Source organism: Dactylosporangium sp. CA-139114, assembly GCF_050955725.1.
Classification (GTDB): domain Bacteria; phylum Actinomycetota; class Actinomycetes; order Mycobacteriales; family Micromonosporaceae; genus Dactylosporangium.
In genome coordinates this window covers 4,737,310-4,763,120 of record NZ_CP192080.1, presented here as the reverse complement: position 1 = coordinate 4,763,120, position 25,811 = coordinate 4,737,310, and the positions used below count along the sequence as shown (strand labels likewise).

Annotated in this window: 23 protein-coding genes and 2 CRISPR repeat arrays; of the genes, 8 read left to right on the top strand and 15 right to left on the bottom strand. The window is 71.4% G+C overall.

Translation table 11 applies throughout. The annotated features are described in order from the left end of the window. Position 1: 1 nt before the first annotated feature. Entirely contained in the window at positions 2 to 2,824 is a 2,823-nt protein-coding gene (cas3, locus tag ACQP2P_RS21605; protein WP_433618589.1) for a CRISPR-associated helicase Cas3', read from the bottom strand. Further along, entirely contained in the window at positions 2,821 to 4,947 is a 2,127-nt protein-coding gene (locus tag ACQP2P_RS21600; RefSeq protein ID WP_433618587.1) for a UvrD-helicase domain-containing protein, read from the bottom strand. The genes cas3 and ACQP2P_RS21600 overlap by 4 nt, the downstream gene beginning before the upstream one ends. Before the next feature lie 166 nt (positions 4,948 to 5,113). Here ACQP2P_RS21600 and ACQP2P_RS21595 point away from each other — a divergent pair, with 166 nt between their 5' ends. After that, complete coding sequence (locus ACQP2P_RS21595) at positions 5,114 to 6,361, top strand: protein kinase domain-containing protein (protein WP_433618586.1); 1,248 nt, start codon at positions 5,114 to 5,116, stop codon at positions 6,359 to 6,361. Here ACQP2P_RS21595 and ACQP2P_RS21590 read toward each other — a convergent pair. Next, on the bottom strand, positions 6,323 to 7,039 hold the full coding sequence (locus ACQP2P_RS21590) for a hypothetical protein (protein WP_433618584.1): 717 nt from the start codon (positions 7,037 to 7,039) through the stop codon (positions 6,323 to 6,325). The genes ACQP2P_RS21595 and ACQP2P_RS21590 overlap by 39 nt on opposite strands. A gap of 284 nt (positions 7,040 to 7,323) precedes the next feature. Between ACQP2P_RS21590 and ACQP2P_RS21585 the strand changes: the two genes are divergently transcribed. After that, positions 7,324 to 9,408: an N-6 DNA methylase gene (locus tag ACQP2P_RS21585; RefSeq protein ID WP_433618583.1), complete on the top strand. Its 2,085-nt coding sequence runs from the start codon at positions 7,324 to 7,326 to the stop codon at positions 9,406 to 9,408. A 928-nt stretch (positions 9,409 to 10,336) separates the two neighbouring features. Then, positions 10,337 to 11,583: direct repeats of the CRISPR family, unit length 28 nt; unit sequence GGACCACCCCCGCGTGCGCGGGGAGCAC. Positions 11,584 to 11,675: 92 nt separating this feature from the next. Beyond that, positions 11,676 to 13,170: a CRISPR direct-repeat array (repeat unit 28 nt; unit sequence GGACCACCCCCGCGTGCGCGGGGAGCAC). Between the two features lie 318 nt (positions 13,171 to 13,488). On the opposite strand, the gene ACQP2P_RS21580 is transcribed toward ACQP2P_RS21585, so the two are convergent. Then, a complete protein-coding gene (locus ACQP2P_RS21580; protein ID WP_433618581.1) occupies positions 13,489 to 14,487 on the bottom strand; it encodes a glycoside hydrolase family 18 protein in 999 nt (332 codons plus the stop codon). Positions 14,488 to 14,553: 66 nt separating this feature from the next. Next, positions 14,554 to 14,688 carry a hypothetical protein gene (locus ACQP2P_RS21575; protein ID WP_433618579.1) on the bottom strand — a complete coding sequence of 45 codons (135 nt, stop codon included), beginning with the start codon at positions 14,686 to 14,688 and terminating at the stop codon, positions 14,554 to 14,556. Positions 14,689 to 14,792: 104 nt separating this feature from the next. Here ACQP2P_RS21575 and ACQP2P_RS21570 point away from each other — a divergent pair, with 104 nt between their 5' ends. After that, entirely contained in the window at positions 14,793 to 15,059 is a 267-nt protein-coding gene (locus ACQP2P_RS21570) for a hypothetical protein (protein ID WP_433618578.1), read from the top strand. Positions 15,060 to 15,146: 87 nt separating this feature from the next. Beyond that, entirely contained in the window at positions 15,147 to 15,560 is a 414-nt protein-coding gene (locus ACQP2P_RS21565; protein ID WP_433618576.1) for a DUF3592 domain-containing protein, read from the top strand. Positions 15,561 to 15,699: 139 nt separating this feature from the next. On the opposite strand, the gene ACQP2P_RS21560 is transcribed toward ACQP2P_RS21565, so the two are convergent. Genes ACQP2P_RS21560 through ACQP2P_RS21550 form a run of 3 tightly spaced genes read right to left on the bottom strand, consistent with a single transcriptional unit; the run spans position 15,700 to position 16,991 of the window. Next, positions 15,700 to 16,050: a transcriptional regulator gene (locus tag ACQP2P_RS21560; RefSeq protein WP_433618575.1), complete on the bottom strand. Its 351-nt coding sequence runs from the start codon at positions 16,048 to 16,050 to the stop codon at positions 15,700 to 15,702. Further along, a complete protein-coding gene (locus tag ACQP2P_RS21555) occupies positions 16,040 to 16,546 on the bottom strand; it encodes a hypothetical protein (RefSeq protein WP_433618574.1) in 507 nt (168 codons plus the stop codon). The genes ACQP2P_RS21560 and ACQP2P_RS21555 overlap by 11 nt, the downstream gene beginning before the upstream one ends. Beyond that, positions 16,521 to 16,991 carry a hypothetical protein gene (locus tag ACQP2P_RS21550; protein ID WP_433618573.1) on the bottom strand — a complete coding sequence of 157 codons (471 nt, stop codon included), beginning with the start codon at positions 16,989 to 16,991 and terminating at the stop codon, positions 16,521 to 16,523. The genes ACQP2P_RS21555 and ACQP2P_RS21550 overlap by 26 nt, the downstream gene beginning before the upstream one ends. An 817-nt stretch (positions 16,992 to 17,808) precedes the next feature. On the opposite strand from ACQP2P_RS21550, the gene ACQP2P_RS21545 reads away from it, so the two are divergent. The 3 genes from ACQP2P_RS21545 (at position 17,809) to ACQP2P_RS21535 (ending at position 18,992) form a co-directional block, all read left to right on the top strand. Continuing rightward, positions 17,809 to 18,057 (top strand): hypothetical protein, encoded by a 249-nt coding sequence (locus ACQP2P_RS21545; protein ID WP_433618571.1) that lies wholly within the window; start codon positions 17,809 to 17,811, stop codon positions 18,055 to 18,057. 68 nt (positions 18,058 to 18,125) lie between these two features. Then, on the top strand, positions 18,126 to 18,386 hold the full coding sequence (locus ACQP2P_RS21540) for a hypothetical protein (RefSeq protein WP_433618570.1): 261 nt from the start codon (positions 18,126 to 18,128) through the stop codon (positions 18,384 to 18,386). 63 nt (positions 18,387 to 18,449) lie between these two features. Further along, positions 18,450 to 18,992 (top strand): hypothetical protein, encoded by a 543-nt coding sequence (locus ACQP2P_RS21535; RefSeq protein WP_433618568.1) that lies wholly within the window; start codon positions 18,450 to 18,452, stop codon positions 18,990 to 18,992. A gap of 301 nt (positions 18,993 to 19,293) precedes the next feature. Here the strand turns inward: ACQP2P_RS21535 and ACQP2P_RS21530 are convergent, their stop codons facing one another. The 4 genes from ACQP2P_RS21530 to ACQP2P_RS21515 form a co-directional block, all read right to left on the bottom strand. After that, on the bottom strand, positions 19,294 to 19,686 hold the full coding sequence (locus tag ACQP2P_RS21530) for a DUF5713 family protein (protein ID WP_433618564.1): 393 nt from the start codon (positions 19,684 to 19,686) through the stop codon (positions 19,294 to 19,296). A 55-nt stretch (positions 19,687 to 19,741) separates the two neighbouring features. Beyond that, positions 19,742 to 20,413 carry a deoxyribose-phosphate aldolase gene (deoC, locus tag ACQP2P_RS21525; protein ID WP_433618562.1) on the bottom strand — a complete coding sequence of 224 codons (672 nt, stop codon included), beginning with the start codon at positions 20,411 to 20,413 and terminating at the stop codon, positions 19,742 to 19,744. Further along, positions 20,410 to 21,123 carry a GntR family transcriptional regulator gene (locus ACQP2P_RS21520; RefSeq protein WP_433618561.1) on the bottom strand — a complete coding sequence of 238 codons (714 nt, stop codon included), beginning with the start codon at positions 21,121 to 21,123 and terminating at the stop codon, positions 20,410 to 20,412. Before ACQP2P_RS21520 ends, deoC begins: the two co-directional genes overlap by 4 nt. 78 nt (positions 21,124 to 21,201) lie before the next feature. After that, positions 21,202 to 22,143 carry a cation diffusion facilitator family transporter gene (locus tag ACQP2P_RS21515; protein ID WP_433618560.1) on the bottom strand — a complete coding sequence of 314 codons (942 nt, stop codon included), beginning with the start codon at positions 22,141 to 22,143 and terminating at the stop codon, positions 21,202 to 21,204. A gap of 317 nt (positions 22,144 to 22,460) precedes the next feature. Between ACQP2P_RS21515 and ACQP2P_RS21510 the strand changes: the two genes are divergently transcribed. Beyond that, a complete protein-coding gene (locus ACQP2P_RS21510; protein WP_433618558.1) occupies positions 22,461 to 23,171 on the top strand; it encodes a DUF1775 domain-containing protein in 711 nt (236 codons plus the stop codon). Positions 23,172 to 23,237: 66 nt separating this feature from the next. Here ACQP2P_RS21510 and ACQP2P_RS21505 read toward each other — a convergent pair whose 3' ends face one another. The 3 genes from ACQP2P_RS21505 to ACQP2P_RS21495 form a co-directional block, all read right to left on the bottom strand. Then, positions 23,238 to 24,449 carry an MFS transporter gene (locus ACQP2P_RS21505; protein ID WP_433618557.1) on the bottom strand — a complete coding sequence of 404 codons (1,212 nt, stop codon included), beginning with the start codon at positions 24,447 to 24,449 and terminating at the stop codon, positions 23,238 to 23,240. Between the two features lie 207 nt (positions 24,450 to 24,656). Continuing rightward, the gene (locus tag ACQP2P_RS21500; protein WP_433618556.1) at positions 24,657 to 25,034 is read right to left on the bottom strand and encodes a hypothetical protein; all 378 of its coding nucleotides are present in this window, start codon (positions 25,032 to 25,034) and stop codon (positions 24,657 to 24,659) included. A 57-nt stretch (positions 25,035 to 25,091) separates the two neighbouring features. After that, positions 25,092 to 25,742, bottom strand: a complete 651-nt coding sequence (locus tag ACQP2P_RS21495) for a hypothetical protein (protein ID WP_433618555.1) — start codon at positions 25,740 to 25,742, stop codon at positions 25,092 to 25,094. Positions 25,743 to 25,811 lie beyond the last annotated feature (69 nt).

The following is a 25,811-nucleotide window of genomic DNA, read 5'->3' as shown; positions in this document are numbered from 1 at the left end:
GTCAGGCGATGCGCGTCACGCGCAGGCCCTCGGCGGGGTCGTAGTGCAGGTCGAAACCGGAGACGGTGGCATGGCCGCCGGTGTCGATGTCGAGGACGAGCTCGCCGGCCAGCCAGGGATTGCGCTGCCAGGCGCTCAGATTGGTGCGCGATTCCAGGTCGGCGATGACGTCGTCGATGTGCTCGGCGGCGGTCATGGTGCGCGGCAAGGGCAGGGTGCACCGGGCGATCCGGCGGGGCAGGGGCCGCGCGGGCTCGTCAGCAGTCGGGACAAGTGTTCCGCCGTCGTGGAGCCACGGCGGGAGTACCAGGCCTTCAGCGGTGCGGACTAGCAGGAGGACCTCGAGGGTTTCGCCGTCGGTGTCGCGGACATGGCCCTGGGCGATGCGGTCGTCGGTGTTGCCGACGCCGCCGGAGAGCCAGTTGATGAGCGGGGTTCCGCGTTCGGCCGGTTCGGCGAGCCGGAAGGCCTTTGCCTTGTCTTCCTTGGCCGCGGTCGTGTCGGCGTCGCGTTGTGCGGCGGCGGTCATCGACGGTTGCCAGGCCGGGGGGCCGACCGGGGCTTCGCTGTAGGCGGCCTGGGTGAGGGGTGCGATGTCGGCAGGAAGGCGCAGCGGTATGCCGTCGAGGTGCGGCAGCAGGACCGCGGCGGCGCGGAGCAGGGTGGAGGGCTGGTAGACGCGGCGTGAGCCGGCGACGGGCTGTGGCGGTTCCTTGCTCCAGTCGGCGCCCGTGATCCAGCACGTTGGTGTCGTGACCCGGGGCGGGCGTCCGGCGCGTGGATGGCGGTGCAGGCGGCCGATGCGTTGCAGGATCAGGTCCACCGGTGCGAGGTCGGTGACGAGCAGGTCGAAGTCGATGTCGAGGGACTGTTCGGCGACCTGGCTGGCGACGACGATGTGCCGTTCCGGGCGGGTGGTGTCGCCGGGCGGGCCGAAGGCTTCACGGAGCCAGCGGTCTTTGGCGGCGCGGTCGATGGCCATGAATCGGGAATGCGCCACGGATACCGGTGTGCCGTGGCCGAGGGCTGCGCGCAGGGCATCGGCGGTCTGCTGGACCCGGGCGACGGTGTTGCGGACGATCAGCGCGCAGCCGCCGCCGGCGAGCCGTTCATGGAGGAGCTCCGCGAGGGTGGCGGGGTCGTCGTCGAGGCGGCGGAGGTGAACCTCGGTGTCCCGGCCGGAGCCGGCGCAGCTGGTGGCGGTGGCACCGCGTTCGACCGTGGAGACGGTGACGAGCGGATAGCGCAGATCGGTGCGCTGGGCGGCGTACCGGTCCGTGACGGGTTTGCCGCGGTCGCGCCAGGTGGGTTTCGGGGGCGGACCAAGCCGGCCGTGGTCGTAGGCTTCCATCAGGGCAGCGCGCCGCTGGGCGGGCAGGGTTGCGGACAGTACGACAACGGGGACGCCATAGCTGCCGAGCCATTCCAGGGCCCGGTCGAGGAACTGAGCCATGTAGACGTCGTAGGCGTGGGCCTCGTCGATGACGACGACTTTCCCGGCCAGGCCGAGATGGCGCAGTACGAGGTGCCGGCCACGCAGTGCGGCGAAGAGCAGCTGGTCGATGGTGCCGACGACGAAGCTGGACAGCATGGTGCGTTTGGGGCCGGCCAGCCAGGTGTGGACACCGATGTCGGCGCCGCCTTCGTCCTCGGCGATGCCGCTGGGCAGCGCGGTGTACCGCAGTCGGTCGAATGCTGGGTTCAGGGCGGCCTTGCCGTGGGCGAGGCGGACGTCGCGGTTGCCGCGGCCGGGCTCGGCGTCGGGGAGCCGGCGCAACCAGGCGAGGATCCGGCCGAACATGGCGTCACTGGTGGCCCGGGTCGGGAGCGCGAGGTAGCAGCCGGATGCGCCGGTCCGCCGGGCGAGGATCTCGACGGCGGCGAGCGCGGCTTCGGTCTTGCCCTCCCCCATGGCGGCCTCGACGATCATCATGCCGGGCGTCGGCATGGTTGCGGCGAGCTCGGCAACGGTTCGTTGGACCGGGCGTGGGGTTGCACCTGGCGGGAGGTCAAATCGGGCGGCGAACATGGTGGCCAGGTCGGCGGGTGGTACCGCGGGCCGCCACGGTTCGGGCAGGTCCAGGATTTCCCAGCCGGTGTGCAGGCGGCCGGTGTCATCGCGGTCGAGCAGGTATGGGAAATAGCGCTCATTGCTGGCGATCCAGTCGGCGACGATGACGAGACCGGTCAGGGCGGCCTGGACCGGCTGCGACAGCGGTGCGTCCCGCCATTCTGTGAGGCGGCCGCCGGCGCCGGTCCGGTCGGTCATCCAGGTGAGCAGTTCCTGCTGTACCTGCTGCCAGGGTGAATCGCCGAGGAGATGCTTGCGGAGGTTGACGCCCTGGATGAGTTCGTGGGTGGGCGGCACGCCATGGTGGCCACCGACGACCACGGCGTATGGGTGCGGATTCTCCCAGTCCTGGCTGCGAAGCCAGTCGGCGAGGATGACGTGCCCGGCGACGGCGTGCGGGGCGAGGTGCCGGTCGGCCTGAATCTGCGCGGGACGGTAGGTGAGGCCGTGGTCGCGCATGCGTGCGGCGTAGGCAGCCGCCTGGACAGCGAACGCCGGTGTCGCCTTTCCGATGTCGTGGACGCCGGCGAGCCAGGCGGCGAGTGTCCGGCCGTCGGCGGCACCGCCGGGCAGTTCCTCCGCGATGAGTGTTTTGACGGCGGGGCTGAGCCAGTGGTCCCAGAGATTCGCGGCGACGTCGGCGGTGTCGGCGAGGTGCCGCCACAACGGCAGCCAGCCGACCGGCGATGTGCCGGTGCGGTCGGTCTTGCCCCAGACCGAGCGGGTCGCATCACTGAGCGGGGGCCTGTTCATTCTTCTGCCCCTGCGAGTGCCGGCAGGAGCGTGCTGGGGGCGCCGCTGTGGGACAGGTAGACCACGTCGCGGGCCCGGGTCATGGCGACGAACAGCAGGCACCGCTCGCGTTGCAGATCCTGTTCGTGGGCTTGGGCGTCCTCGGCCCGGGGTGTGACCGCGGTCAGCGCGGGCAGCACAGTGGCGTCGAGGCCGACGACGGCGAGGCACTGGAACTCCAGGCCCTTCATGCGGTGCATGGTCGCGACGCAGACGCCGTCGGTGCCTCGCCGGTCGTCGGCGACATCGATGTACGCCTCCTGGAGCACTTTGGTGATCGTGGCGACGAGGCTGTTGGTGCGGGCGGCGACCCCGATGGCGTGCGGCTCGACGCCCTGGTCGATCCACGTGCCGACCCGTTCGATGAGCGCGTCGAGCTCGCCGTCGCGGTCGGTATGGGCGGTCAGGGTCGGCGCGCTGCCGCGGGTGACGGCGTGATAGCCGCGCAGCGTGTCGTCCTCGTCGTCGAGGCCGACGACGGTCTGCCCGTTGAGGATGTCGACCGCGTAGCCGAGGATCTCGCGGGTGGTGCGGTAGTTGACGGTCAGCCGGTGTGACCGGCCGCGGGTCTGGATGCCGAGCTGCGCCAACGACACTCGGTTGTCGTAGATGCGCTGGTACGGGTCGGCGAGCAGGAACAGGTCGTCGGGTCCGGGCGGCACGAGGGCCCGCAGGAGTCGCCATTGGGCCGGATGCAGATCCTGCGCCTCGTCCACGACGACGTGTCGGTAGGACCGCGGTGTCCGGGTCACGATGTCGGCGGCCTCGTCAGCGAGCTGAAGGTGGGTCCGCAGGCCGCGTCTGGCGAGCTGTTCGACGGCGTGCTGAATGGCGGCCCAGACCTGCGTGCGCTGGGGCGCCCGCAGCGTGTCGCCACGGCCGGACCGCACGGTGCCCAGGTACGCCTCGACATCGGTGAGCCCGCGGGCGAGGATCACCTGCTCCCATTCCCGCCGCAGGAACGCGGCGCTGTACTTGGTCACCCGGCCGGCCCGGTTGACGTAGGTGCGGCCTGCGGCGGCCTCCGCCCAGAGCGGATCGAGCACGTCCTCGCCGGCCACCTTGACCTTCCGCGTGGACGCGACGATGTCGTAGGCGAGTTTGTCGATGCTGATGACGTCGATGCGGCTGCGTACCGCGGGATCGTCCGTGAGCCGGTACAACTGCCGGTCCAGCGCCCCTGCGAGCGCCCGGGTGAAGGTGGTGAGCAGGACCTTGGAGCCCGTGTCGGGCAACCGCCCGGCCAGGAAGGTGGCCCGGTGCACGCCGGTGACGGTCTTGCCGGTGCCGGCGCTGCCCGTGATAAGCGCCGGGCCGCTGTAGTGCGCGCGGTAGGCCACGGCACGCTGCAAGGGGTGCAGGAAGACGCGCCACAGGTCGAACGGGCGCGCCAGGATCGTGGCGAGCTCGACCGGGCCTGAGACGAACATGATGCGGTCGGGGGTCCGGCGGGCAGCCGCGGTCAGATCGTCCGGATCGATGTCGCCGGCGTCCTGCCCGGCAAGGATCTGCTCCGCAAGTTCAGCGCCTACCTCGGCGGGGGACATGCCTGACGCCAGCCCGGTCAGGACGGTCGCCTGCACGTCCGGCAGAAGTCGGCACAGTGCTTCGACCTGCTGGTCGCCGTTGACGCGGCGCACGAGCGGGATCAGTTCGGGATCGATGCCGAGTCGCTTGAGGTCTGCGGTGGATGTGCCGTCGAACGTCCCTCCGGCGGCTGCGTCATCGGGCAGGGTGCGGGCGAACTCCTCGATGCCGGCCTGGTCGCGGACCTCGAGTACGCCGAGCGCCTGGTTGACCGTGAATGTCCGGCTGATTGCGTATGCGTTGGCATCGTCGTGCGGTAATACGTCCTTGAGCAGGTACCTTGCCCCGCCGAGGGCCACCACGATGCCCCGCCAGAACCGCGAGATCCGGATGGTGCGGACATTCGGGTCGCGGGCACCGGCCAGCTTCTCCAGGTGCAGCCCCGCATGGGTGTGCTCGGCGAACTTCCGGATCGCGGCGTCGACTCCGTGCTGCACGGAGCGTTCGAGTCTTGCGTAGCGGCGCAGGAACTCCGCATCGATGGCCAGCTCAGCCATACCACCCTCCCCCGCTGGCGTTGCGTGACATCTGCGGCGGTCATCATATTGTGAACACCGACCACAAGCAAATGGCTTATGGCTAGTCTTCACGAAATCCTCGGCTGCGTCGAGGGCCCAAACGGCCGGGTGATTCCGGCTGCCGCCGCTTCGCTACACTCGCCGAGTGCTGGCGGATGCGCTGCTCAACGACCGGTACCAAGTAGCCCGCCTGCCGTTCGCGCACACCGGCATGAGTGAGGTCTGGCCCGCCCAGGACACGCTGCTGGGCCGCCGGGTGGTCGTCAAAGCCGTTGGCAGCGCCACGGACGTGAACCTCATGCGCCGGTTCCGCCGCGAGGCGCGGCTGACCGCGCAGCTCAACCATCCCGGCGTGCCGGCCGTGTACGACCTGGGGCAGCACGAAGGGCGTCTGTATCTCGTGCTGCAGTACATCGACGGCATCACGCTCGATGACCTGATCGCCGAACACGGGCCAATGCCGGTCGCATGGGTAGCTGCGATCGGTGCGCAGATCGCGAGCGTGCTGATGGCGGCCCGACCGTCCGGTCTCGTACACCGGGATCTCAAACCCAGCAACATCATGGTCGAGCCGAGCGGCACGGTGAAGGTCATCGACTTCGGCATCGCGGCGATCCGTGGCGACCAGCGGTACTCGCGCATCACTCGCACCGGCGAGAGCGTCGGCACCTTCGGGTACATGGCACCGGAACAGGTATTCGACCATGCCATCGATCAGCGCACCGACCTGTACGGGCTCGGCGGAACACTGCACTACCTGCTGACCGCCGAACCGCCGTTCGACGACGACATCACCGCAGTGCTGGTCCATCGACAGCTGCAGGAGCCGCCGCCCCGTCCATCAGAACACCGTTCGGACGTCCCAGTCGCCATCGATGATCTGATTCACGCGCTGCTCGCCGCCGCGCCCGACGACCGGCCGGCCACCGCGGAAGAGGTCTACGACGTCCTGGCAGCGCACGCCGGCCCGCCCCCTCGTCTACCACGCGTCATCGCCGAGGGAGTCGACCCGGCGTTCGCATACGTGTCGGCCGCGACCGGCCGTCACACATCCGATGACGACACGGCCGCCGGTACTCCACCGCGCGAGTCCGACCTCCAATACACCACCGCCGAAGCACAGCAACGGATCGAACAGGGCGAGTATCGAGCGGCTGCCCGCCTGTGGCGGCAGCTCGCCGCCCGGCACCGCGACGAACACGGCCCCGCCCACCCGCTGGTCATCGACTGCATGGTGCAGGTTGCCCGCGCCCATGTTGCGCTGCGCGAGCCGGAGCGCGCACGGCGAATCCTCGACCGCCTGCTCCAAGATCGGCTACAGGCGGCCGACCCCGACGATCCGGTGATACGACAGCTACGGGACGAGCTTGCGCGGGTACCCCTTCCCAACTGAGGCCCGCACCGGGTCGCGGTCGATACAGACCGAGCGCGGATCACTGAAACGGCGTGGCAGCAGTACCGCCTTCTGCTCCGGGAAACAGCCACGACCACGGAAGGCCAGGGCACAGGTCTGCCCACGGATTTCGGTGGCCAGCGCCCGGCGCGCCAGCGGCGTATACAACTGGCAGTGCTTCAGCCAGGCCGCTTCCTCGCCGTGCGCATCGAACCCGCGGCCGCTGGCGCCGTGCCCGAACGCGTCGTGTACCGCCCGGAACATGTCGTTCTCGCCGTCGCTGAGGTAAGGATGCGGATTGCCGCTGGCAGCGCTCGCAAAGACGCGCAGCCGCCGGGCGCGGAGATCGTCCAGGAGTGATGCAGCGTCCGGATACGGGTCGTCATCGACGGCTCGGATCGTCATGCCGAGCCCGCCATACTCGATGCGGCCGATCAGGAAGTGGTACTGCCGCACGGTCTGTACGCTCAGCGCAGCGTATGCGTCGAAGGCACACGGGTCACGCGGCGGCGCGCACATGTACGCGTCGGCGATCTCCGCTCCCACGAACGGATCGAGGCGCACCCGCTCGTAGGGAACCGGGTCATGGCCAAGGCCGCCGAGTCTGCGGACCCCGTCAGCCAGATACGCAACGGCCTCGTGCGGCGGAGCCGGAGGTGGCAGCGTCGGTACGAACAATCGTGTTCATGGTCCTCCTTCAATCGTCAGGGCCGGACGGGCTTCGTGTCTCGCCCGGGTGGATTGCAGCACCGCACGGAACGACAACGAGCTCACGGCGCAAGGCTTCGCCGAGGATGCGGATCTCCGAGACTCGGCGGTCGTGCGCAAGCTTCGCGAACTTTCCGACTGTGGTGCTCCGACCTCGCCGCGCCATGGGCCTCTCCCCGCTCTCGAACGTCGCCACGCCAGCATACATCTGTGAACAGTCGCCACAAAGCAAATTCTAGTGGTACTGTTCACGCGTGAGTGAAGATCGGCACGGCCCGACCGGCGACGCCGCCCTGACCGCGAGCGGCATCGCCGAGCTCGCCGGCGTCGGCCGTGCGGCGGTGAGCAACTGGCGCCGCCGGTATGCCGACTTCCCCCCACCGACCGGCGGGACACCGGCCAGCCCCACCTTCAACGCCGCTGATGTCGAAGCGTGGCTTCGCCGCCAAGGCAGGCTCCGCCAGGTCAGCGCCGAGCAGCTCACGTGGCGGCATATCGAGAGCTACCAGCCCGCGGCCCAGATCGGTGATGCTCTCGGCATCACCGGGGCATACCTGCTCGCAGGTCCACACACCGGCACGATCACACCGAAGCAGCTCGTCACCCGCCTCCGGTCGATCGATCCCGCACTCGCCGCGGCGGTCCGGCGCATCATGCCCGACCGTTGGACGCCGCAGCTGCAAACACTGCTCCGGACGGTCGACACACTCGCACAACACCAGGATCCGGAGACCGCGTTCGAGTACCTGCACGGCCGGTACGTCAGCTCCGCCCAGTCCATGTCGGGGCTCGCCACCACTCCCGACCCCGTCGCGGAGATCATGCTCGACATCGCCGGGCCCAGCCCGCAGATCCTCGACTTCACCTGCGGAACAGGCTCAATCCTGCGCATCGCAGCCGACCGGGCACTACGAGCGGGCACCAGCATCGCATGCTTCGGCCAGGAGATCAGCCAGGACTACGCTCTCATCGCGCTCATCCGGCTGTGGTTCATCAAACTCCGCGCGAAGCAGCCCGCCATAACCCCCCACATCCATGTCGGCGACAGTCTCCTCGCCGACGCATACACGGCCATGCGCACCGACGTCGTCGTCGCAAACTTCCCGTTCGGCATCCACGACTGGGGCCACGACCGGCTCGCGTACGACCCCCGCTGGGTCTACGGCATGCCACCCCGCACCGAACCCGAACTTGCCTGGGTCCAGCACGCCCTCGCGCACCTCTCCCCCGGCGGCACCGCCGTCGTGCTCATGCCACCGGCCGCGGCCGTCCGCCCGGCCGGACGCCGCATCCGAGCCGAACTCGTCCGCCGCGGCGCGCTACGCGCCGTCATTGCCCTGCCCGCCGGCCTCATGCCGCCCGTCGGGATCGGCCTGCACCTGTGGGTGCTGGTCCAGCCCGATGAGCAAAACCCACCCACCGATCGACTGCTCTTCATCGATGCCGGCCACGCCGATCAATCGCTGCACGACGTCGTACCGGCCACGTGGCACGCCTTCCGTGAAGGCGAGCTCGCCGAAACACCGGGCCTCAGCGGCGCAGTGCCCGCCATTGCGGTGCTCACGGACGAGGTCGACCTGACGCCCCAGCGCTATCTACCGCCACTACCCAGGCCGGCGACCAATCCCGGCCAGATCAAGGTCGACATGTTCCACTTCGACCAGCTGCTCGTCGACGTCTCTCGAGAACTCCCCGCGGTCGAGCCGGCTAAGTCCGCGACGTTGAGCACCGCGCCGCGGGCAAGCCTCGCCGATCTAGTCCGGGCCGGCAGCATGACCATCCTGCGTGCCATGCCCCGCGGCCGTACGGCCACCGACAGCGCTGCACTCACCGTCGTGGACGTCATGGCCGGCACCGGGCCCAGCGGACATGTCGTCCCGGCCGCGGACCACGACGAGGCATCACCTCGGGTACAGGCCGGCGACATCCTCCTCCCCGTCGCAGGTCGCGAGGTCGTCGCTCGGGTCGCCACTGACGCGCAGGTCGGTGCGGCGCTCGGCCAAGGAATTCAGGCGCTGCGCATCGATCCCAGCCTCTTCGACCCCTGGTTCGTCGCGGGCCTGCTCGCCCGGGAGGACAACGTTCGCGCGGCCATCCGGACCTCCAGCGCCGGCGGTGGGACCCTCCGCGTCGACCTCAGGCGGCTCACCATCCCGGTGCTGACGATTCAGGAGCAACGGGTCTACGGGGAGGCCTTCCGCAGGCTGGACGTGTTCCGGCTTGGCCTTGAGCGGGCGGCGGCTGCGGGCGCCGCGTTGGCTCGCAGCATCGGAGAAGGACTCGCGTCGGGCGCGCTCCGCGTTGACGATCGCGACGACCAGTCACCGAACCGCCGCTAGGCTTTGCCTCCGGGGAGTGCAGGCGCAGCATCTGCACTATGCCGCCGAGCATGCGACCTATGCCCGCCCAAGGGCACAAGGAATTTCTCGGTGTCCAAGATCAGGGGGCAACTCCCCGCGACCCAGCGGACGCTGGTCTGACTCAAGCCCACATCCTGCGTGCACGAAACATCTGCACAGTTGCGGTCGACCTGAGCAGGTCAACGGACAATCCCCGTTACCGCCCCACGCGCACGAGGGGCTGGTGATCGCGGCGGCACCGTGACGCACGGGTCGGGATTGTTGTTGCGTGTACGAAGAGTACGGGTGCGAGGCGCGTGATTCCGTCGTTCATGGGTCCGCCCTCGCGCGCACGGTAACCGCTCACGGACGATCCAAGCGCTGGAGACGTCGACGAGATCAACTCGCGTACGGCGACAGTGCGCCTTGCCGAGACTGGAAGGTTCTTGCGCGCCCGGACACAGCATGGTCCAGGTCTGTCATCTAAGCGGGGATCACTGACAGGCTCTCGACCGTGATCGGCTTACCGCCGGGACCACCCCGTCTGCCCGGGGATCAACCGGCGTGGCACGAGATGCTGACGCCAGGACCATCCCCGCCTACGCAGGGAGCACCTGCCGACCGTCCGCTCGGGTGCAGCAGCAGGGGGCCATCCCCGCGTACGCGGGAGCACCGGGCGAGGATCTCGCCCAGGCACTTCGCGGTCGGACTATCCCCGCGTACGCCGGGAGAACGACGAGATCAGCAACGTCGCCCCGCTGACCTCGGGACCATTCCCGCTTACGCGGGGAGCACAGTTCGGGATCCGGTTCACGGACTCCAACCAGAGGACCATCCCCGCGTACCCGGCGAGCACTCACGGGTCGCCGGGTACGGGTCCCCGTGTTCCGGACCATCCCCGTCGTCGAACGGCCGCGCAGCGCGTTGCCGGACCACCCCCGCGTGCGCGGGGAGCACGGTACCGACCGGCACGGCCCAGGTCGCGCTCGAGGACCCCCCGCGTGCGCGGGGAGCACTCGGCCATCAAGTTGACGAGGCCGCACAGCTGCGGACCACCCCAGCGTGCGCGGGCAGCACGTTCCAACCGTGAACAATCGCCGCCCACATCACGGACCACCCCCGCGTGCGCGGGGAGCACTCGGTGTCGTCGACCTCGGTACGGGAGTCCTTGGGACCACCCCCGCGTGCGCGGGGAGCACGCGAGGCACGCGCCGCAGGTCGGCTCCCCCTCGGGACCACCCCCGCGTGCGCGGGGAGCACACCCTCGCGCACGAGCGCGATTACGTGCTGCCGGGACCACCCCCGCGTGCGCGGGGAGCACTGGGCCCTCTTCGTTGCATGGGGGCGTGGTCCAGGACCACCCCCGCGTGCGCGGGGAGCACTGGCGCGCCTACGGCAAGCCGATCGTCGCTGCGGGACCACCCCCGCGTGCGCGGGGAGCACCGGATCTGGCTCGGGAAGGGCGACGGCTCCTTCGGACCACCCCCGCGTGCGCGGGGAGCACCCGGCTCGGGTTGCGGAGGCCCCGTGGGTGACGGGACCACCCCCGCGTGCGCGGGGAGCACCGAGGTTGCCCGTCTCGCGGGCGGGGCCGGCCGGGACCACCCCCGCGTGCGCGGGGAGCACGGGTCGGCCTCGGCGATACGCCGGTTGAGCTTGGGACCACCCCCGCGTGCGCGGGGAGCACGTACCTTCGGCTTCTGCGGAGCGCTCAGGGGAAGGACCACCCCCGCGTGCGCGGGGAGCACGTTCCACAGCCCGGCGACCGTGTTGAACGCAAAGGACCACCCCCGCGTGCGCGGGGAGCACGTCCCGCCCACCTTCGGCCACTCCGCCGCGAACGGACCACCCCCGCGTGCGCGGGGAGCACTTGGCCTGCGCATTCGCAGCGCCGTTTGATTCAGGACCACCCCCGCGTGCGCGGGGAGCACCTCAACCTGAGCCCCTGCCGCGACAAGCGGTGCGGACCACCCCCGCGTGCGCGGGGAGCACGGGAGCGCGGCGCCGGGAAGCAGCTGGCCCGCCGGACCACCCCCGCGTGCGCGGGGAGCACGAGGTACGGGACCGCATCGCGAAGGCCCAGGCGGGACCACCCCCGCGTGCGCGGGGAGCACCGCATCCACGCGCTGCGCGGCGACCTGCACGGCGGACCACCCCCGCGTGCGCGGGGAGCACTAGGTCTCGGCCCCGCACATGAAGCACAGCACCGGACCACCCCCGCGTGCGCGGGAGCACGGGCTGCAGCAGGCCGAGCGGGAGCTCGGGTCGGGACCACCCCCGCGTGCGCGGGGAGCACGGCCCGGGAGCGCGTGGCGATGCGAGCGTCGGCGGACCACCCCCGCGTGCGCGGGGAGCACGTCGCGAAGCGCTCGTACGCGCCGTCCAGCTCGGGACCACCCCCGCGTGCGCGGGGAGCACTGCCGGCGTCGAACCCGCCGCCGTCGCTGGCGAGGACCACCCCCGCGTGCGCGGGGAGCACGCCTGCGCGTACCCGGCGGACCCGGGCTCGCTGGGACCACCCCCGCGTGCGCGGGGAGCACGACGTGACGGCGAACGACACGTCGGCGAAGTGGGGACCACCCCCGCGTGCGCGGGGAGCACTAGCACGACACCCGCCAGTCGTGGCGCCAGAACGGACCACCCCCGCGTGCGCGGGGAGCACGAGCCACACGACCCGCACCGCATCGTCGGATCGGGACCACCCCCGCGTGCGCGGGGAGCACGGCCTCATCGCCGGCGACGTCGCGATCGAGTCCGGACCACCCCCGCGTGCGCGGGGAGCACCCGAGAGGTACCACGCGGCGCTCTGGCTGCTGCCGGACCACCCCCGCGTGCGCGGGGAGCACTCCTGCTTCCAGCCCAGGATCAGCATGAGGCTGGGACCACCCCCGCGTGCGCGGGGAGCACATGACGGTGTCGTGCGGGTCGAGGTCGTCGACGGGACCACCCCCGCGTGCGCGGGGAGCACGACCTTCCAGCCGCTGCCGAGCTCGCCGCGCCAGGACCACCCCCGCGTGCGCGGGGAGCACGAGGTGGGGGTTGGCGACACGGTGCCGGGCGGCCGGACCACCCCCGCGTGCGCGGGGAGCACCCGATACCGACCGCACCGGCGATGAGGCCCGGGGGACCACCCCCGCGTGCGCGGGGAGCACGCTTCGCCGGGCGCGTGCGCCTTGACGACGCCGGGACCACCCCCGCGTGCGCGGGGAGCACTACTTCCAGGGCGACCCGCGCGGCTCCGAGGAAGGACCACCCCCGCGTGCGCGGGGAGCACGCCGGCGATGGCGGCGACCTCGCCGACGTCGAGGGACCACCCCCGCGTGCGCGGGGAGCACGACTAGTCGGAGAGTGACGCCGCCCGTGGGTGGGGACCACCCCCGCGTGCGCGGGGAGCACGTCGCTGAGTTGCTGCGGAGGAACCCGGGCAAGGGACCACCCCCGCGTGCGCGGGGAGCACCGTCGGGTGCCCGCGCCGCCACGATCAGCTACCGGACCACCCCCGCGTGCGCGGGGAGCACCCCGGCACGAGGATGCGGCCGGTCAGCTCCTGAGGACCACCCCCGCGTGCGCGGGGAGCACGAGTCCGACACGCCGATGAGCGCCGCCGCTGCCGGACCACCCCCGCGTGCGCGGGGAGCACCCTCGATTTGCTGCTTGGCCTGGTCGTAGGCGAGGACCACCCCCGCGTGCGCGGGGAGCACTCGCCGCGGCCGGTTGCGGGCCGGCAGTTGCCGGGACCACCCCCGCGTGCGCGGGGAGCACACTTCTTGACCTGCACCGATGAAGATCGACTTCACCGATTTCGTTCACTAGCAAGTTGTGACAGATCGTCCGAAGGCCGGTCAAGCGTAGAGCCTTGTTTCGCCTCGGACGATCCTAATGCCTTGCCGGCAGGACGAGCGACGGCCCGGCCGGATCGCTCACACGATCGACCGTAGTCGCCAGGGTTGCGTAGACGTCCTTGCCGACGAGCGGGGACACATTCTCAAGACTCGTGCGGCCGTGGCGAACGCCACGGCCGACAAACTCGACTCGAGCGCCATTGCCGCGCGGCATGCGATGCCCGCGGCTCCGGCGTCGTCACGGCCGGGGCTCGCGGAACGGGCGGACCATCGCGTCGAGCAGCGAGTGCTGGTCGTCGTCGCCGCCGAGGTGCCACGTGAAGGCGCCACGCAGGCCGTGCTCGGCGGCGAAGGCCGCGCGTTCCTCGATGGACTCCGCGTCCTCGTAGGAGACGAACGTGCGGGTTTCCGGATGGTACAGCCATGGCGAGCGGGCCTCCGGGTGCCGGTGGCGCTCCCAGGCCGGATCGGGCAGCAGGTCCCGCGCGATGTCCCGGTAGTCGCCGACGTGCACGGCACCGGCCTGCGGCTGGAACAGGCCCGGCGGCTCCGCGCGGAAGCCCCGGCCGTAGAACGGCACGCCCAGCACGAGCTTCTCCCGCGGCACGCCCTGGCTCTCGTAGTAGCCGACGGCGTCGGCCACCTCGGGCAGCGCGGCGTTGAAGGTCGCGATCGGAGAAAAGACGGTGCCGAAGTCGTACGTCATGAGGCACACGAAATCGAGCAGCCCGGCGAACGCCTCGAGCTCGTAGCTCTCCGCCGGGTCGTAGGGGCCCGCGGACTGCAGGCGCCCCGCGGGCAGGGCGGCGGTCAGCAGCCGGTCGGGGCCGAGGCGGTCGCGCAGCTCCCGGGCGAGCAGGGTGGCGTTGCGCCGGTCCTCGGGGCGGTGGACGACCTCGGCCGGGCCGCCGGAGACCGGGAACTCCCAGTCCAGGTCCACGCCGTCGAAGCCGGCCGCCAGGGTCAGGCACTCCTCGGCGAACGACGCCCGCGACGAGGCCGTGAGCGCCGCGTCCGAGAAGCCGTCCGCGCCCCAGCCACCGACCGAGAGGACGACCTTCAGGTGCGGGTGGGCGCGGCGCAGGTACGCCAGGGTCGCGGGCGCGGCGGGCGGCAGGGTCAGGTGGCCGTCCTCGATGGTGGCGAAGGCGTAGAAGAGGTGGGTCAGGCGATCGGCGGGGATCGCCTCGATCGGGCCCGAGTAGTAGTAGCCGCCCAGGACGGTACTCGTCGGCATGCGGTGCTCTCCCTGGTCGTGCGGGGGTTCCGTACACCGACAGCGTACGGAACCCCCGCGGCCGGCTCAGGTGACGGCGAAGACGGTCAGCACCGCGGCGTGGTCGGACGGCCAGGCGTCGCCCGCCGGGTTCGACTGCGACGGGGTGCCCTCCCGCAGCGTGTCCGAGGACAGCACGGTCAGCGGCCCGCGGTAGTGCACGAAGTCGATGCGGTCCTGCGGCTCGGGCTCGCCGGTGCGGGAGTCGTAGCCGGTTCCAGCTCAGCACCCGCACCTGCGGGACGAGCACGCCGGACTGCACCCGGATGGTGACGGTCGCGGTCGCGGTGCCGCCGCTGGTCGTGGCGCGGATGCCGACGGTCGCGGTGCCGGCCGCGGCCGGGGTGCCGGTGATCGCGCCCGTGGCGGAGACGTTCACCCGACGGGACGGGCACGACGGCGACGAGCACCGCGAGCACGACGAGGAGGAGTCTTCGCACAGGATCTCCCGGGGATCGATGTTCGGCGATCACCGTGATCCTCGGCGCCGCCTCGCCTCGGGCGCAATGCATGGCCAGCCGGACTGTCGATGAACGCTTCATGAGCGCGCCCGGTTGCCGACTGTCGGTTGATCGACTTCGAGCGGACCGCCGGGGCTTCGACCGACATCATGGTCGGCCATGTGGTTGTTGATTTCCCTCGGGGTGATCGTGATCGGCACGAGCGTCACCGTCAGCGGCATAAAGCGCATCAACAGTTCCCGGAAGTTCCGCGCCCGGGCGGTCCGCGTCAACGGCATGGTGATCGACAACGCGTGGCGGCGGGTCGACGGCAGCGACCTCGCGATGCCGGTGTTCGACTACCGCACCCGCGAGGGGCACCCGATGCGCGCGACCGAGCAGGTCGGCACGAACCCGCCCCGCTACCGGCCCGGGACGCCGGTCGTCGTGCTCTACGACCCGGCCGAGCCGTACCGGGCCCGGCTGGAGGGCATGGCCGCCGCGACGAATCTGCTGAACGGCGTGTTCGTCGTGGTCGGTCCGATGGCCGTCATCGGCGGCCTGATCACCCTGGCCATCAACCTGATGCTGTGACACGCCCGGCTCCAGCGGTCCCGGCGGACGGCCACCGGGACCGCTGCGGCCATCGTTCAGCGAACACCCAGCTCCGCCGCCAGCGTCGACGCGGGTGGACGCGGTACATGGGTGTTCACCGTGGAGCAGGCGGAGAAGGTTACGCCGTCACCGGGCCCATCTCGATCCGGTGACTGGCGCCCTGCTCGGTCGCGGCGGCGGCGATTTGCTGTAACGCGGCCACGTGGCGGCCCAGCGCGGCGCGGCCGGTGGTGCTCAGCCGGATCCAGGTGCGCTGCCGCTTGCCGGCGGTGCGCTTGTCGACCTCGACGAACCCCCGCCTCGCGAGCGTGGTGACCTGCTTGGACAGCGCCGAGTCGGACATCTCGACGGCGTCGCGGACGAAGCCGAACTCGGCCCAATCGGTTGCCGCCAGCAGCGCCACGATCGAGAAGCGGGTCGGATCGAGCAGGCTCTGCTCCAGCCCGTCAGCCGCCCTCTCAGCCGCCATCGCGCCTCATCTCCCCATGTTGCCGGTAAGCCTGTTCGATGATCCAGGGCATACCCAGCGCGAGCAGCGGGCCGACGACGACCCCGGTGATCGTGTGGCTCCAGTGCGAGTGGATTCGGTCCGTCAACTGGTGCAGGGCGAACTCGACGGCGCCGATCGCGACGACCGCGCCGGCGGTCACCACCGAGACGCCGGTCGGCGGCCGGCCCCGTACCGACGCGCGGTAGCCCAGTGCGGCCCCCACTGGGCGGTGGCGAACCGAGAGCGCGAGGGCCAGCAATGCGACGATCACGCAGAGGCTGATCAGCCAGGCGGCCCGTGGAAACACGTCCTCAGCGAATCCCACGGCCAGGAACCACATGCCCGCGAGCCACCACGTCCTGCGCGGCGCTCGGAAGCGCAGCGCCTGATGACGGCGTGCGGTCAACTCCCGCAGGGCCCGCGCCGCCTGCTGGGGCGTGGGCTCATCGTCACGCGGAGGCACGTTCGGCGGCATTGTCGGGGGCTCTTTCGGATCTTTCGGCGGCACGCTCGCTCTCCCTCCGCAGGGTCCGCAGGATCAGCCACTGGTCACACCAGATACCCACCGGCACCACCACGAGCATGATGAGCCCGACCACGAGGTGGTGGTGCGGGCCGGCGTAGAGGTGGCCGAGCAGCACGCCGAGCAGACTACGCAGCACCGCCAAGCCGAAGGCGAGCAGCCGCGTGCGGGGCGAGCGCAGCACGGCCCGGGTATAGCGCATACGTCGACGCAGCACGCTGACCCAGAGCACGAGGTGCAGCAGCAGGATCCCCAGCGGCACCAGCCGGCGCGCCGGGCTGCCGCTCGGGAACTCCTGACTGATGTCAAAGCTGGCCACAAGCACCCCGGCAAGCACCAGGTACCACACCGGGAAACCCTGGATCCGCTGGTCCGGCCGTTCGGCAGTGGCTGTCACCCCGACATCTCTCCCTCCTCGTCGCTGACTTTCCTGCAAGGAAAGGTAGTCCTCATTTTCCGCTCAGGCAAGTGAGACGCCGCTCGGTCGCCGGTCACGGCACACTGCCCGGGCGGATGGGGCGCTTCCGTAGGCGATCACCACCAGGTGCGCCTCTGTCGTGCGCCAGGCATGGCCCTCGCACGGTTGGCGTCGGCAATCACCGTGTGCGGCCTGACCGTGAAGTGCCCTACGAAGTCCTTATTGGACAGTGCGGACCCGGTCAGCGCGAGCCGGCAACCGAGACATGGCCGAACTGCCCAGAGAATCGCTATTGATCCCCAGGTCGTAAACCGGGGCGGGGTCAACAGTTCCATACCCGCCCCGGCGACTCGGGCCCGGCGGACATCGCTTCCTGGGTCAGCCGCGGGTAGACCGAAGAGAGCGCATCGAATGCAGACCATCGCCAGTAGAGCGGCGGCCGGCCCCGACGTCAGCCTCGCCCGGCCCACGGTGGCCGTCCGCCGCGCTGCCCGCTCGGGACATGAACCGCCCCCGGCCCGCACGTCGCCAAGCCGGCCCGACGCGAACGGTTCCAGTGCAGGCGTTGCACGACGCTCAGGCAGCCAGGCTCCACGCCAACAACCCGTAGCAGTCCCGTCAACACCTCGGCAGCGCCTCCGGCGACACCATCAGTTGGTCAGAACCCCGTCTCCCGGAAGCGACAGACGCCGTCCGTGCCGTCATGCCGCCCAGACATCGACTTCGGAAGCTGCGGAATACCGCACGGTTCGAAGACATGCGCTCCACCGGTCGAATGGAGCGGAGCATGGCAGGTATGGCGACGGAGCAGACCGGGATCACCGACGACGACACCTCGCCCGTGGCACGACTGCGCCGGGCCGAGCTGACCGCCGCGCACACCGAGGCCGCCGAGGCGGCGGCCACCGCCCGCGAGGCGCAGGCCCGCGCCGAGGAGCGCCGCCTGCTCATTGACGAGCTCCGGCGGCAGCTCGCCGCCGCCCAGGCGAGCGAGGCGCCCGTCGCCGCGGACGCCAAGGGGAGCTGGCTGAGCCGACGGCGCTGAGCCCTGCCCGCAGGCAACGGAAACGCGCCCGGGACACGTCAATCGTCGTGAGAGGAATGGGAGGGCCGATGCAGCACGATGCCGAGCCTGGTCCGCCGGACGACGATTTCGACCGGGGCGCGACGGAGGAGCTGGAGCAGTGGGCGCGGCGGCTGCTGGCGACCTGCGACGCGGTGACGCTGCTGCGGTGCCTCGCCGAGGCCGACCCCGATCCGTTCGCCCGGGGCCCGCTCGTCAAGGTCCGGACCGTCCGGCGGGTGATCACCATGCCGGGCGGCCGGCTCGTGGCACTGGAGTTCCCGGCGATCCGGCGCCGCCGGTACGGGTGAGTCAGCGTGCCCGGGGTGGCCGAATCGGCCGCTCCGGGCACGCGCGAGCGCCATAATCCAGCCATGCGGGTGCTCTTCGACGACACGGTCCGGGTCCATTACCGGCAGCTCTACGTCGAGAGCCGCGAATCCGGAACGCGCGGCCCCAGCGACCCGACCGAGGCTTTCGGCATGCACAACGGAATGTGCGGCGCCGACATCCCCGGGTTCCTGTTCCTGCGCACCGGCAAACACAGCGGCTACATCGCACTCCGAATAGAACGGCACGACACCGAACCGCGGCCCGACGATGTCTGGGAAGACATCGTCGAGGCATCATTCCGCCCCGCCACGGCTACCGTGCAACTCATGCAGTGGGCGGGGGAACGACGGTGGCCGCTCGAGCTCGAACAGCAGCACTACCGGGTCCGGTACCACGCTTACGGCATGGACTTCAGCGAGGAGGGCTTCGACGAACCCGAAGAACCCGACGAGCACTATCTGCTGCAATTCTGGCCCGCACGCCCCGAGCCGGACCGAGTCGTGCGCCAGCAGTCGAGAACGGCCGGGCAATGCAACACCGACATGCCGTGGTCCCCGAGACGCGGCCGAGACTCAGAGTCCTAGACGGCAGTGCCTCCTTGGTGCACTGCGCGTCGGCGGCTGAAGACGCGCGCCGACTCCACCGCGCGGGATACCGAGCAGAGCAGCCAAGAACGGCAGGAGATCGTCGAAGGCTGCGATGCGGACGGTGCAGCCGGCATCGCGGGGCGACACTATCTGCCGGTACGGCCCGACATGACTGGACATGAGCGCCAACTTGGGGGCGGGTACGAGTTCGGGGTGATGTGACCACGACCGCGCTCGCGTGGGGCGCCGAGAGCTTCGACCGCGGCCGGCACCACAGCGACCGGCGCGGCGGGGTTGATCACCAGTCGCGCCACGCACCGGCCGCCTCGTCGACGCCGCGGCGTTCCAGCAGGGCCTCGACGTCGATGCCGGCGTCGGCCAGGACGTCTTCGATGTACTCGCTCAGCTCCTCCCGCGTCATGGTCTCGATGTGATGGTCGAACGCCGAGTCGACGTCGTTGAGCGCTTCCACGACTCGTTCGACCGCGGCCCACACCGCCTCGTCCGTCGGCGGCCGCAGGCCCGCGACCTCCCGCTCGTACGCCTCCAGGGCCGCGTCCACCGCGGCGACGAACGCCGGCGGGAAGAACGTCAGCGCATATGCCTCTTCCCGCGGCATCGTCCCGGCGGCGACCGCCGCCTCCTGCTCCGCCGTCTCTCGCCGCCACCGATGGGTCAACCGCTCGATCATGGCGACAGCGTAGGCGGCGACGGCGACCACGACGAGCCCGCCGAGGCGATCCAGGTCATGTCCGGCGTTGCCGTTCGCGGGCGGCGAAGTCGTCGAGGATGGTCTCGGTGGCGGTCGCGCCGAAGCGGGTGGCGCCGGCCTCGTGCAGGGTCAGCAGCGTGTCGAGGGTGCGGACGCCGCCCGCGGCCTTGACCTCGACGGACGGGGACACCGTGGCCCGCATGAGCCGGATGTCGGCGAGGGTGGCGCCGCCGGGGGCGAAGCCGGTGCTGGTCTTCACGAAGTGCGCGCCGGCCCGCTCGGCGAGCCGGCAGCCGGTGACCTTCTCGGCATCGGTGAGGTACGCGTTCTCGAGGATGACCTTCACGGTCCGGCCCTGGGCGGCGGCGACGACCGCGGCGATGTCGTCGTGGACGTAGCCGGCGTCGCCGTCGCGGAGGCGGCCGATGTGCAGGACCATGTCGATCTCGTCGGCCCCGGCCTCGACGAGCGCGCGGGCCTCGGCCGCCTTGACGGCGGTCGTGGTGTCGCCGTGCGGAAAGCCGGCCACCGTGCCGACGAGCACGCCGGTGCCGGCGAGGGCGGTCACGGCGAGCGGGACGTCCGACGGGCGGACGCAGACCGAGGCGACCTCGCGCCGGGCCGCGATCTCGCAGCCGTGCCGGACGTCGGCGGTGGTCAGCTCGGGGCGCAGCAGCGAGTGGTCGATCATCTTGGCGACGTTCATGCGGGTGCCTGCACGTCGAACGTGACCCGCAGGGCATAGCGGGAGCCGACATAACGGCTGATGGTGTACTCCAGCGGCGCCGCCTGCTGGTCGACGATGCGCCTGGTTTCCACGAGCAGCGGTTCGGCCTCGGGCACCTGCAGCCGGCCGCCGTCGGGGCCGGCCGGCTGGGCCGTCAGGGTCGAGGAGCCCAGCGTCGGGCGCAGCCCGAGACCGTGCAGCGCGCGGTGCAGGGACCCGCCCTCGAGGTCGGCGTCGAGCAGCGCGGTCAGGTGGGCCGGGAAGCAGGCGTACTCCACCGCGAGCGGCGTGCCGTCCGCCAGGCGCACGCGGACGATCGAGACCACGCGGGGGGCGGGCGCGGTGAGCCCGAGCGCCTCCGCCTCCTCGCCGGACGCGGCCCGGACCTCGGCCTCGATCAGCCGCGACGAGGGTGTGCGGCCCCAGCTGCGCACCTGGTCCTGGAAGCTCATCAGGGTGCCGGCGGCGCGGGGTGCGGGCCGCTGCCGCACGAACGTCCCCCGGCCCTGGATCCGTTCGATCAGCCCGTCGGCCTCGAGCGCGTTGAGCGCGGCCCGCATGGTCATCCGCGCGACGCCGAACTCCTCCGCGAGCACCGCTTCGGCCGGCAGCGCGTCACCGGGCCGGGCCCCGGCCAGGCGCGTTCGCAGCTCCCGCTCGATCCGCACGTACAGTGGCGCCTTCAGCACACGTCCTCCAAGTCATCTAGACAACCTAGATGTTGGCATGGTCGCGCGGGAGCTGTCCAGGTGCCGGCCCGGTCCGGGTCAGGAGGCCGCGGGCGAGCGGTACGAGACGCCGTGCGAGTCCTCGCAGTGCGGGCCGTCCATGCTCGCCTCCCGGCCCGTGAACACGGTGGGGCCGGTGCCGGCGTGGTCGACCTGGAGCGTGCTGTGCGTGAGGCAGTACTCCCGCCGCAGCATGATCTCGATGGCGGCGCGCACGGCGTGGCAGTCGCGGCCCGCCGTGACGAGCACGTGGGCCGACAGGGCCGGCTCGCCGGAGGTGATCTCCCAGACGTGCAGGTCGTGGACCTCGACCACACCGTCGACCGCGGCCAGCCGCTCCCCCAGGGCGGGCGGGTCGATGCCGGTCGGGGCCGCCTCGAGGAAGATGCGCCCGGACGCGCGGATGAGCCCGATCCCGGCCTTGAACATCAGCGCCACGACCACGAGGGTGGCGATGGGGTCCGCCCGGGTGAAGCCGGTCAGCACCATGACGAGCCCGGCCGCGGCGGTGGCGATGAACGCGAACAGGTCGTTGAGGATGTGCTGGAAGGCGCCCTCGACGTTGAGGCTGGACCGGTTCGCCCGCGACATCGCCCACGCGGCGGCGACGTTGACCACGATCCCGGCGAGCGCGGTGACGAGCACGAGCCCGCCGGCGACCTCCGGCGGGTGCATGAGCCGGCGGATCGCCTCGAAGCCGAGCCAGCCGCCAAGGATGATCATCGTGAGGCCGTTGGCCTGCGCCGAGAGGATCTCGGCCCGTTTCAAGCCGAAGGTGTACCCCCCTTTCGGCGGCCGCGCCGCCAGCCGCATGGCCACGAGCGCGAGGACGATCGCGCCGGCGTCGGTCAGCATGTGCGCGGCGTCGGAGAGCAGGGCGAGGGACCGGGCGAGGAGCCCGACGACGACCTCGCCGGCCATGAAGACCCCGATCAGGCCGAGCGCGAGCGTGAGCCAGCGCCGGTCGGCATCGGCGGCCACGCCGTGACCGTGGCCGTCGTGCCCACGACCAGTGTGCTCATGGCGCTGCTGACCATCGTGCTGGTGGCCGTCATGCTCGTGGTCATGACGCTCGGTGTCGCTGCTGCTCATGGCAAGCGGCCTCTCGTGACCCGGGACCTCGACGTATGCGCGATGCCGCATATGTCACCACCGTACTCTCCCATAACAACGCACGCTGGAGGCAACGGCGACACCCGCGGGAGGCGGCTGACCGAAAGGCGTCTCCGGCTCGAACGTCGAAGGACCGTAGTAGTACGGTACCGAGGCTCGATGCTGAATCTTGAGGAGTTGCCGTCATGGCGAACGGTGGCCCGCGGCGCCTGGCCGCGTACAGCGCGGCGATCGCGGCCGGCCTGATGGCCACCCTGCTGCCGGCCGCCCCCGCGTCCGCGCACGTGAAGGTCAGCGCGGACAAGCCGCACGCGAGCGCCCGGAACGTGACGATCACGTTCACCAGCGAGGGTGAGTCCTCGCGGGCCGGCATCAGCGCCGAGCGGGTCGCGCTGCCCGACGGCATCAAGATGGGCGACGTCGAGCTGGTCGACGCCCCGCAGGGGTGGTCGTTCAGCGCCGGGACGGAGGGCTACACGATCTCCGGCCCCGCGCTGAAGCCGAAGGCCGACGCGGTGCACACGATCCGCATCGCCCAGTTGCCGGCGGCGGCCCGCATGCTGGCCTTCAAGACGCTGGAGACGTACAGCGACGGCAGTGTCACCCGCTGGATCGACCTTCCCGAGGCGGGGAACCCGCAGCCCGAGCACCCGGCCCCGGTGCTCATGCTCCAGCCGGCCGCGGCGGCCCCGGGTGCCGCCCCGAGCGCCGCTGCCAGCGCCGCGGGAACCGAGCCCGCGGCCGGGAGCCCGACGCCGGTCGCCGCGAACCAGGACACGGGCAAGAACACCGCGGGCACGGTGACGGCGATCGCGCTCATGACCGTGGCCCTGCTGGTCGTCGCCGGCGTCCTGGTCCTCGTCGTGCGCACCCGCCGGCGCCGCACCGCCCCGTAGAGCCCACCCTCAACAGCTCCCGCACACCCCGGATGCGCGAGCGGGGCCGGCAGGACGTGGGCGCCGTCAAGCCTCCACGGGCGGGTCCACCGTGGCGGCGATCTCCCGCGGCACCGGCCGGGCGCTGATCAGCAGCAGGCAGCCCGCGGCGCTGATCACCCCGCACAGCAGCAGCGCCGCCCGGTATCCGAGGGTCTGCGCGGCCGCGCCCGCGACGAGCCCGGAGATCAGCGATGCGGTGATGAACGCGTTGCCGAAGAGCGCGGTCGCACGGCCGGTGGCCTCGGGCATCAGGTCCTGCATGTACGTGATGCCGAGCGCGTTGACCGCCGCGATGGCCACGCCGCGGGCCACCTGGGCGGCGAGCAGCAGCGGCAGGCCGGCGGTGGCGGGGACCAGCGCGAAGTACAGCACGAACAGCAGCATGCCCAGCAGGAGCACCCGCTGCTGGCGCACCCGGGCCGGCAGCAGCATCAGGCCGAGCGCCGCCGGGATCTCCGCCACGGCGCACACGCTGGCCAGCAGCCCCACGTCCGCGCCGGGCCGCCCGAGGGTGCGTGTGACGTACAGCGGCAGCGCGACCGAGCCGGCGCACATCGCGGTGTTGAACAGCGCGAAGCTGGCCGCCACCAGCAGCACCGGCCGCGGCAGCCGCGACGGCGTCCGCGGTCGCGGCTCGGTCCGGGGGGTCACCGGCCTCGCGCCCAGCAGCAGCAGCGGCGCCGTGATCACCGCGAACGCCAGGGCCGTCAGCAGCAGCAGGCCGCTGTACCCCCGCCACGCCAGCGCCGCCGCCCCGAGGATCGGGCCGACGGCCCAGGCCAGCGAGAACGCCGAGCGCAGCGCCAGGGTTCCGCGGCGCGCCGCTTCGCCGGAGGCGCGGTCCAGGTGGGTGCGGGCCAGCGCGAACACCTGTGAGAAGGCGGCCAGGCCGGCGCCGAGCAGTCCCGCCCCGATGAGCAGCAGCAGGGCGTAGCTGGTGGTCGTGCTCAGCGCGAGGTACCCGGCGGCCGGCGCCAGCACGGCGACCACCGCGGGCCACCGGCCGGCACCGCGGTCGAAGCGGCGGCCGAGCCAGGGCGTCACGAGCAGTCCGCTGACGGCGATGACGGACAGGAACACCCCGACCCGCAGCGGCGACAGGCGGGCCCGGTCGGCGCCGAACAGCACCAGATACGGCCCGATCATGGAGTCGGCGACGCCCAGCAGCAGGACGCAGACCAGCAGGTGGGGCAGCTTCGCCTCGACCACGCGCCTCGCGCCGAAGACCATCTGCATCCACATCCCTGGATCGCGACGGCAGCACCACCCGCCGCGGACGCTACCGGCCCGCCGGGGTCCCGTCACCACAGCCCGGCGCCGCGCGATGACCGCGCCGGCAAGTCAGCCGGTCACCGGCGAGCCGCGCACCCGCAGACGTTGCAAGTTTCCCGGCCGCGGCACCGTCGGCCTGACCGCGACCACCGCCGTGCGGCCGGGCCGCGCCTATCGGCGCCGTTCGTCCGAGCCGCGCACCTCCGCGTCGATGACGCGCTGGTCGGCCTCCCGGTCACGCTCGTTCGCGTCCCGTTCCCGCACGTCGGCCAGGGCGGCTCGCCGGTCGGCCCGCTGCTCCCGCTCGACGATGCGCCGGCTCCGCTCGTCGAGGTGCCGGTCGCGTTCGTCGGCCAGCGCGCCCCGCCGCTCCAGCGCACCCTCCTGCACCGCGGCCACGGTGCGCCGGCCTTCGAGCTCGATGTCGCGCTGGTCCGCGGCGGCGTCACGCGCGTCGGCGCGCGCCTCGCGTTCGTCGGCGACTCGCTCCCGCGCCGCGACGAGGTCCTCGCGGCGGGTCAGGTCAGCGGCCTTTTTGCCCGGTTCCACAACCCAGAAGTCTAGGCGCCGCCGACGGCCGTGGCCATCACCGGACGGCCGCGCGGATCAGCAGCCCAGCTGCAGGCGGGCCTTGAACCGCAGCGTGCCCGCGGGCACGTCCTCGTCGCACCGTACGGTGCCCACCTCGATGTTGTCGAAGGTCGTGTACGCCTGCGTGCCGAGACCGAAGACGGTGTACAGCGGACCGTACGGCGGCAGGTTCTGGCGCACGCAGCGGAACGAGGTGAACGTCCCGGAGACGGCTCGCGTGCCCTTGTAGAGGCCGTAGTACCCGGGCTGGTTGAAGGTCCAGCGCATGCTGGTCGTCTCGGTGTCGGTGCTGGCGGTGGTGCTCTGCACGGAGAAGCCGACCTTCGCCGAGACCTTGGCGAAGACGGCACCGGCGCTGCTGCTGATCTCGACGCTGGCCCCGATCGTCGTGCTCACCGAGTTGACCTTCGTCAGGGTCTCGGTGCGCTCACCGGTCGTCCCGGCCGCGATGTTGATGCTCATGAAGTGCGTGAGCGTCGGATTGACCTCGGCGGCGTTGATCTCGTACCAGATCTGGTCCGCCGTGCTCGCGTTGCACCAGTCGCGGGGCGGCAGGACCAGGCCGGCCCGGGCCGGGGTCGCGACCGCCATCGCCGCGATCAGGGACGCGGCCGTCACGACGGCGGTACTGCGGGCGAGCCGTGACCGCGAGAGGGAAACCTTCACCGAGCCTCCTACGCCGGGCGGGTACGAGGCAGTATGGATGACCGACGATGCGTCACGCACCGGTGCGAT

Bases quoted from the DNA above. Each gene is read 5' to 3' on its own strand.
- deoC (WP_433618562.1), bottom strand. From the start codon at position 20,413: ATGAACGTCGCCAAGATGATCGACCACTCGCTGCTGCGCCCCGAGCTG.
- cas3 (WP_433618589.1), bottom strand. From the start codon at position 2,824: ATGAACAGGCCCCCGCTCAGTGATGCGACCCGCTCGGTCTGGGGCAAG.
- ACQP2P_RS21600 (WP_433618587.1), bottom strand. From the start codon at position 4,947: ATGGCTGAGCTGGCCATCGATGCGGAGTTCCTGCGCCGCTACGCAAGA.
- ACQP2P_RS21555 (WP_433618574.1), bottom strand. From the start codon at position 16,546: ATGCCGCCGAACGTGCCTCCGCGTGACGATGAGCCCACGCCCCAGCAG.
- ACQP2P_RS21570 (WP_433618578.1), top strand. From the start codon at position 14,793: ATGGTGACGGTCGCGGTCGCGGTGCCGCCGCTGGTCGTGGCGCGGATG.
- ACQP2P_RS21510 (WP_433618558.1), top strand. From the start codon at position 22,461: ATGGCGAACGGTGGCCCGCGGCGCCTGGCCGCGTACAGCGCGGCGATC.
- ACQP2P_RS21565 (WP_433618576.1), top strand. From the start codon at position 15,147: ATGTGGTTGTTGATTTCCCTCGGGGTGATCGTGATCGGCACGAGCGTC.
- ACQP2P_RS21580 (WP_433618581.1), bottom strand. From the start codon at position 14,487: ATGCCGACGAGTACCGTCCTGGGCGGCTACTACTACTCGGGCCCGATC.
- ACQP2P_RS21505 (WP_433618557.1), bottom strand. From the start codon at position 24,449: ATGCAGATGGTCTTCGGCGCGAGGCGCGTGGTCGAGGCGAAGCTGCCC.
- ACQP2P_RS21545 (WP_433618571.1), top strand. From the start codon at position 17,809: ATGGCGACGGAGCAGACCGGGATCACCGACGACGACACCTCGCCCGTG.
- ACQP2P_RS21560 (WP_433618575.1), bottom strand. From the start codon at position 16,050: ATGGCGGCTGAGAGGGCGGCTGACGGGCTGGAGCAGAGCCTGCTCGAT.
- ACQP2P_RS21530 (WP_433618564.1), bottom strand. From the start codon at position 19,686: ATGATCGAGCGGTTGACCCATCGGTGGCGGCGAGAGACGGCGGAGCAG.
- ACQP2P_RS21540 (WP_433618570.1), top strand. From the start codon at position 18,126: ATGCAGCACGATGCCGAGCCTGGTCCGCCGGACGACGATTTCGACCGG.
- ACQP2P_RS21535 (WP_433618568.1), top strand. From the start codon at position 18,450: ATGCGGGTGCTCTTCGACGACACGGTCCGGGTCCATTACCGGCAGCTC.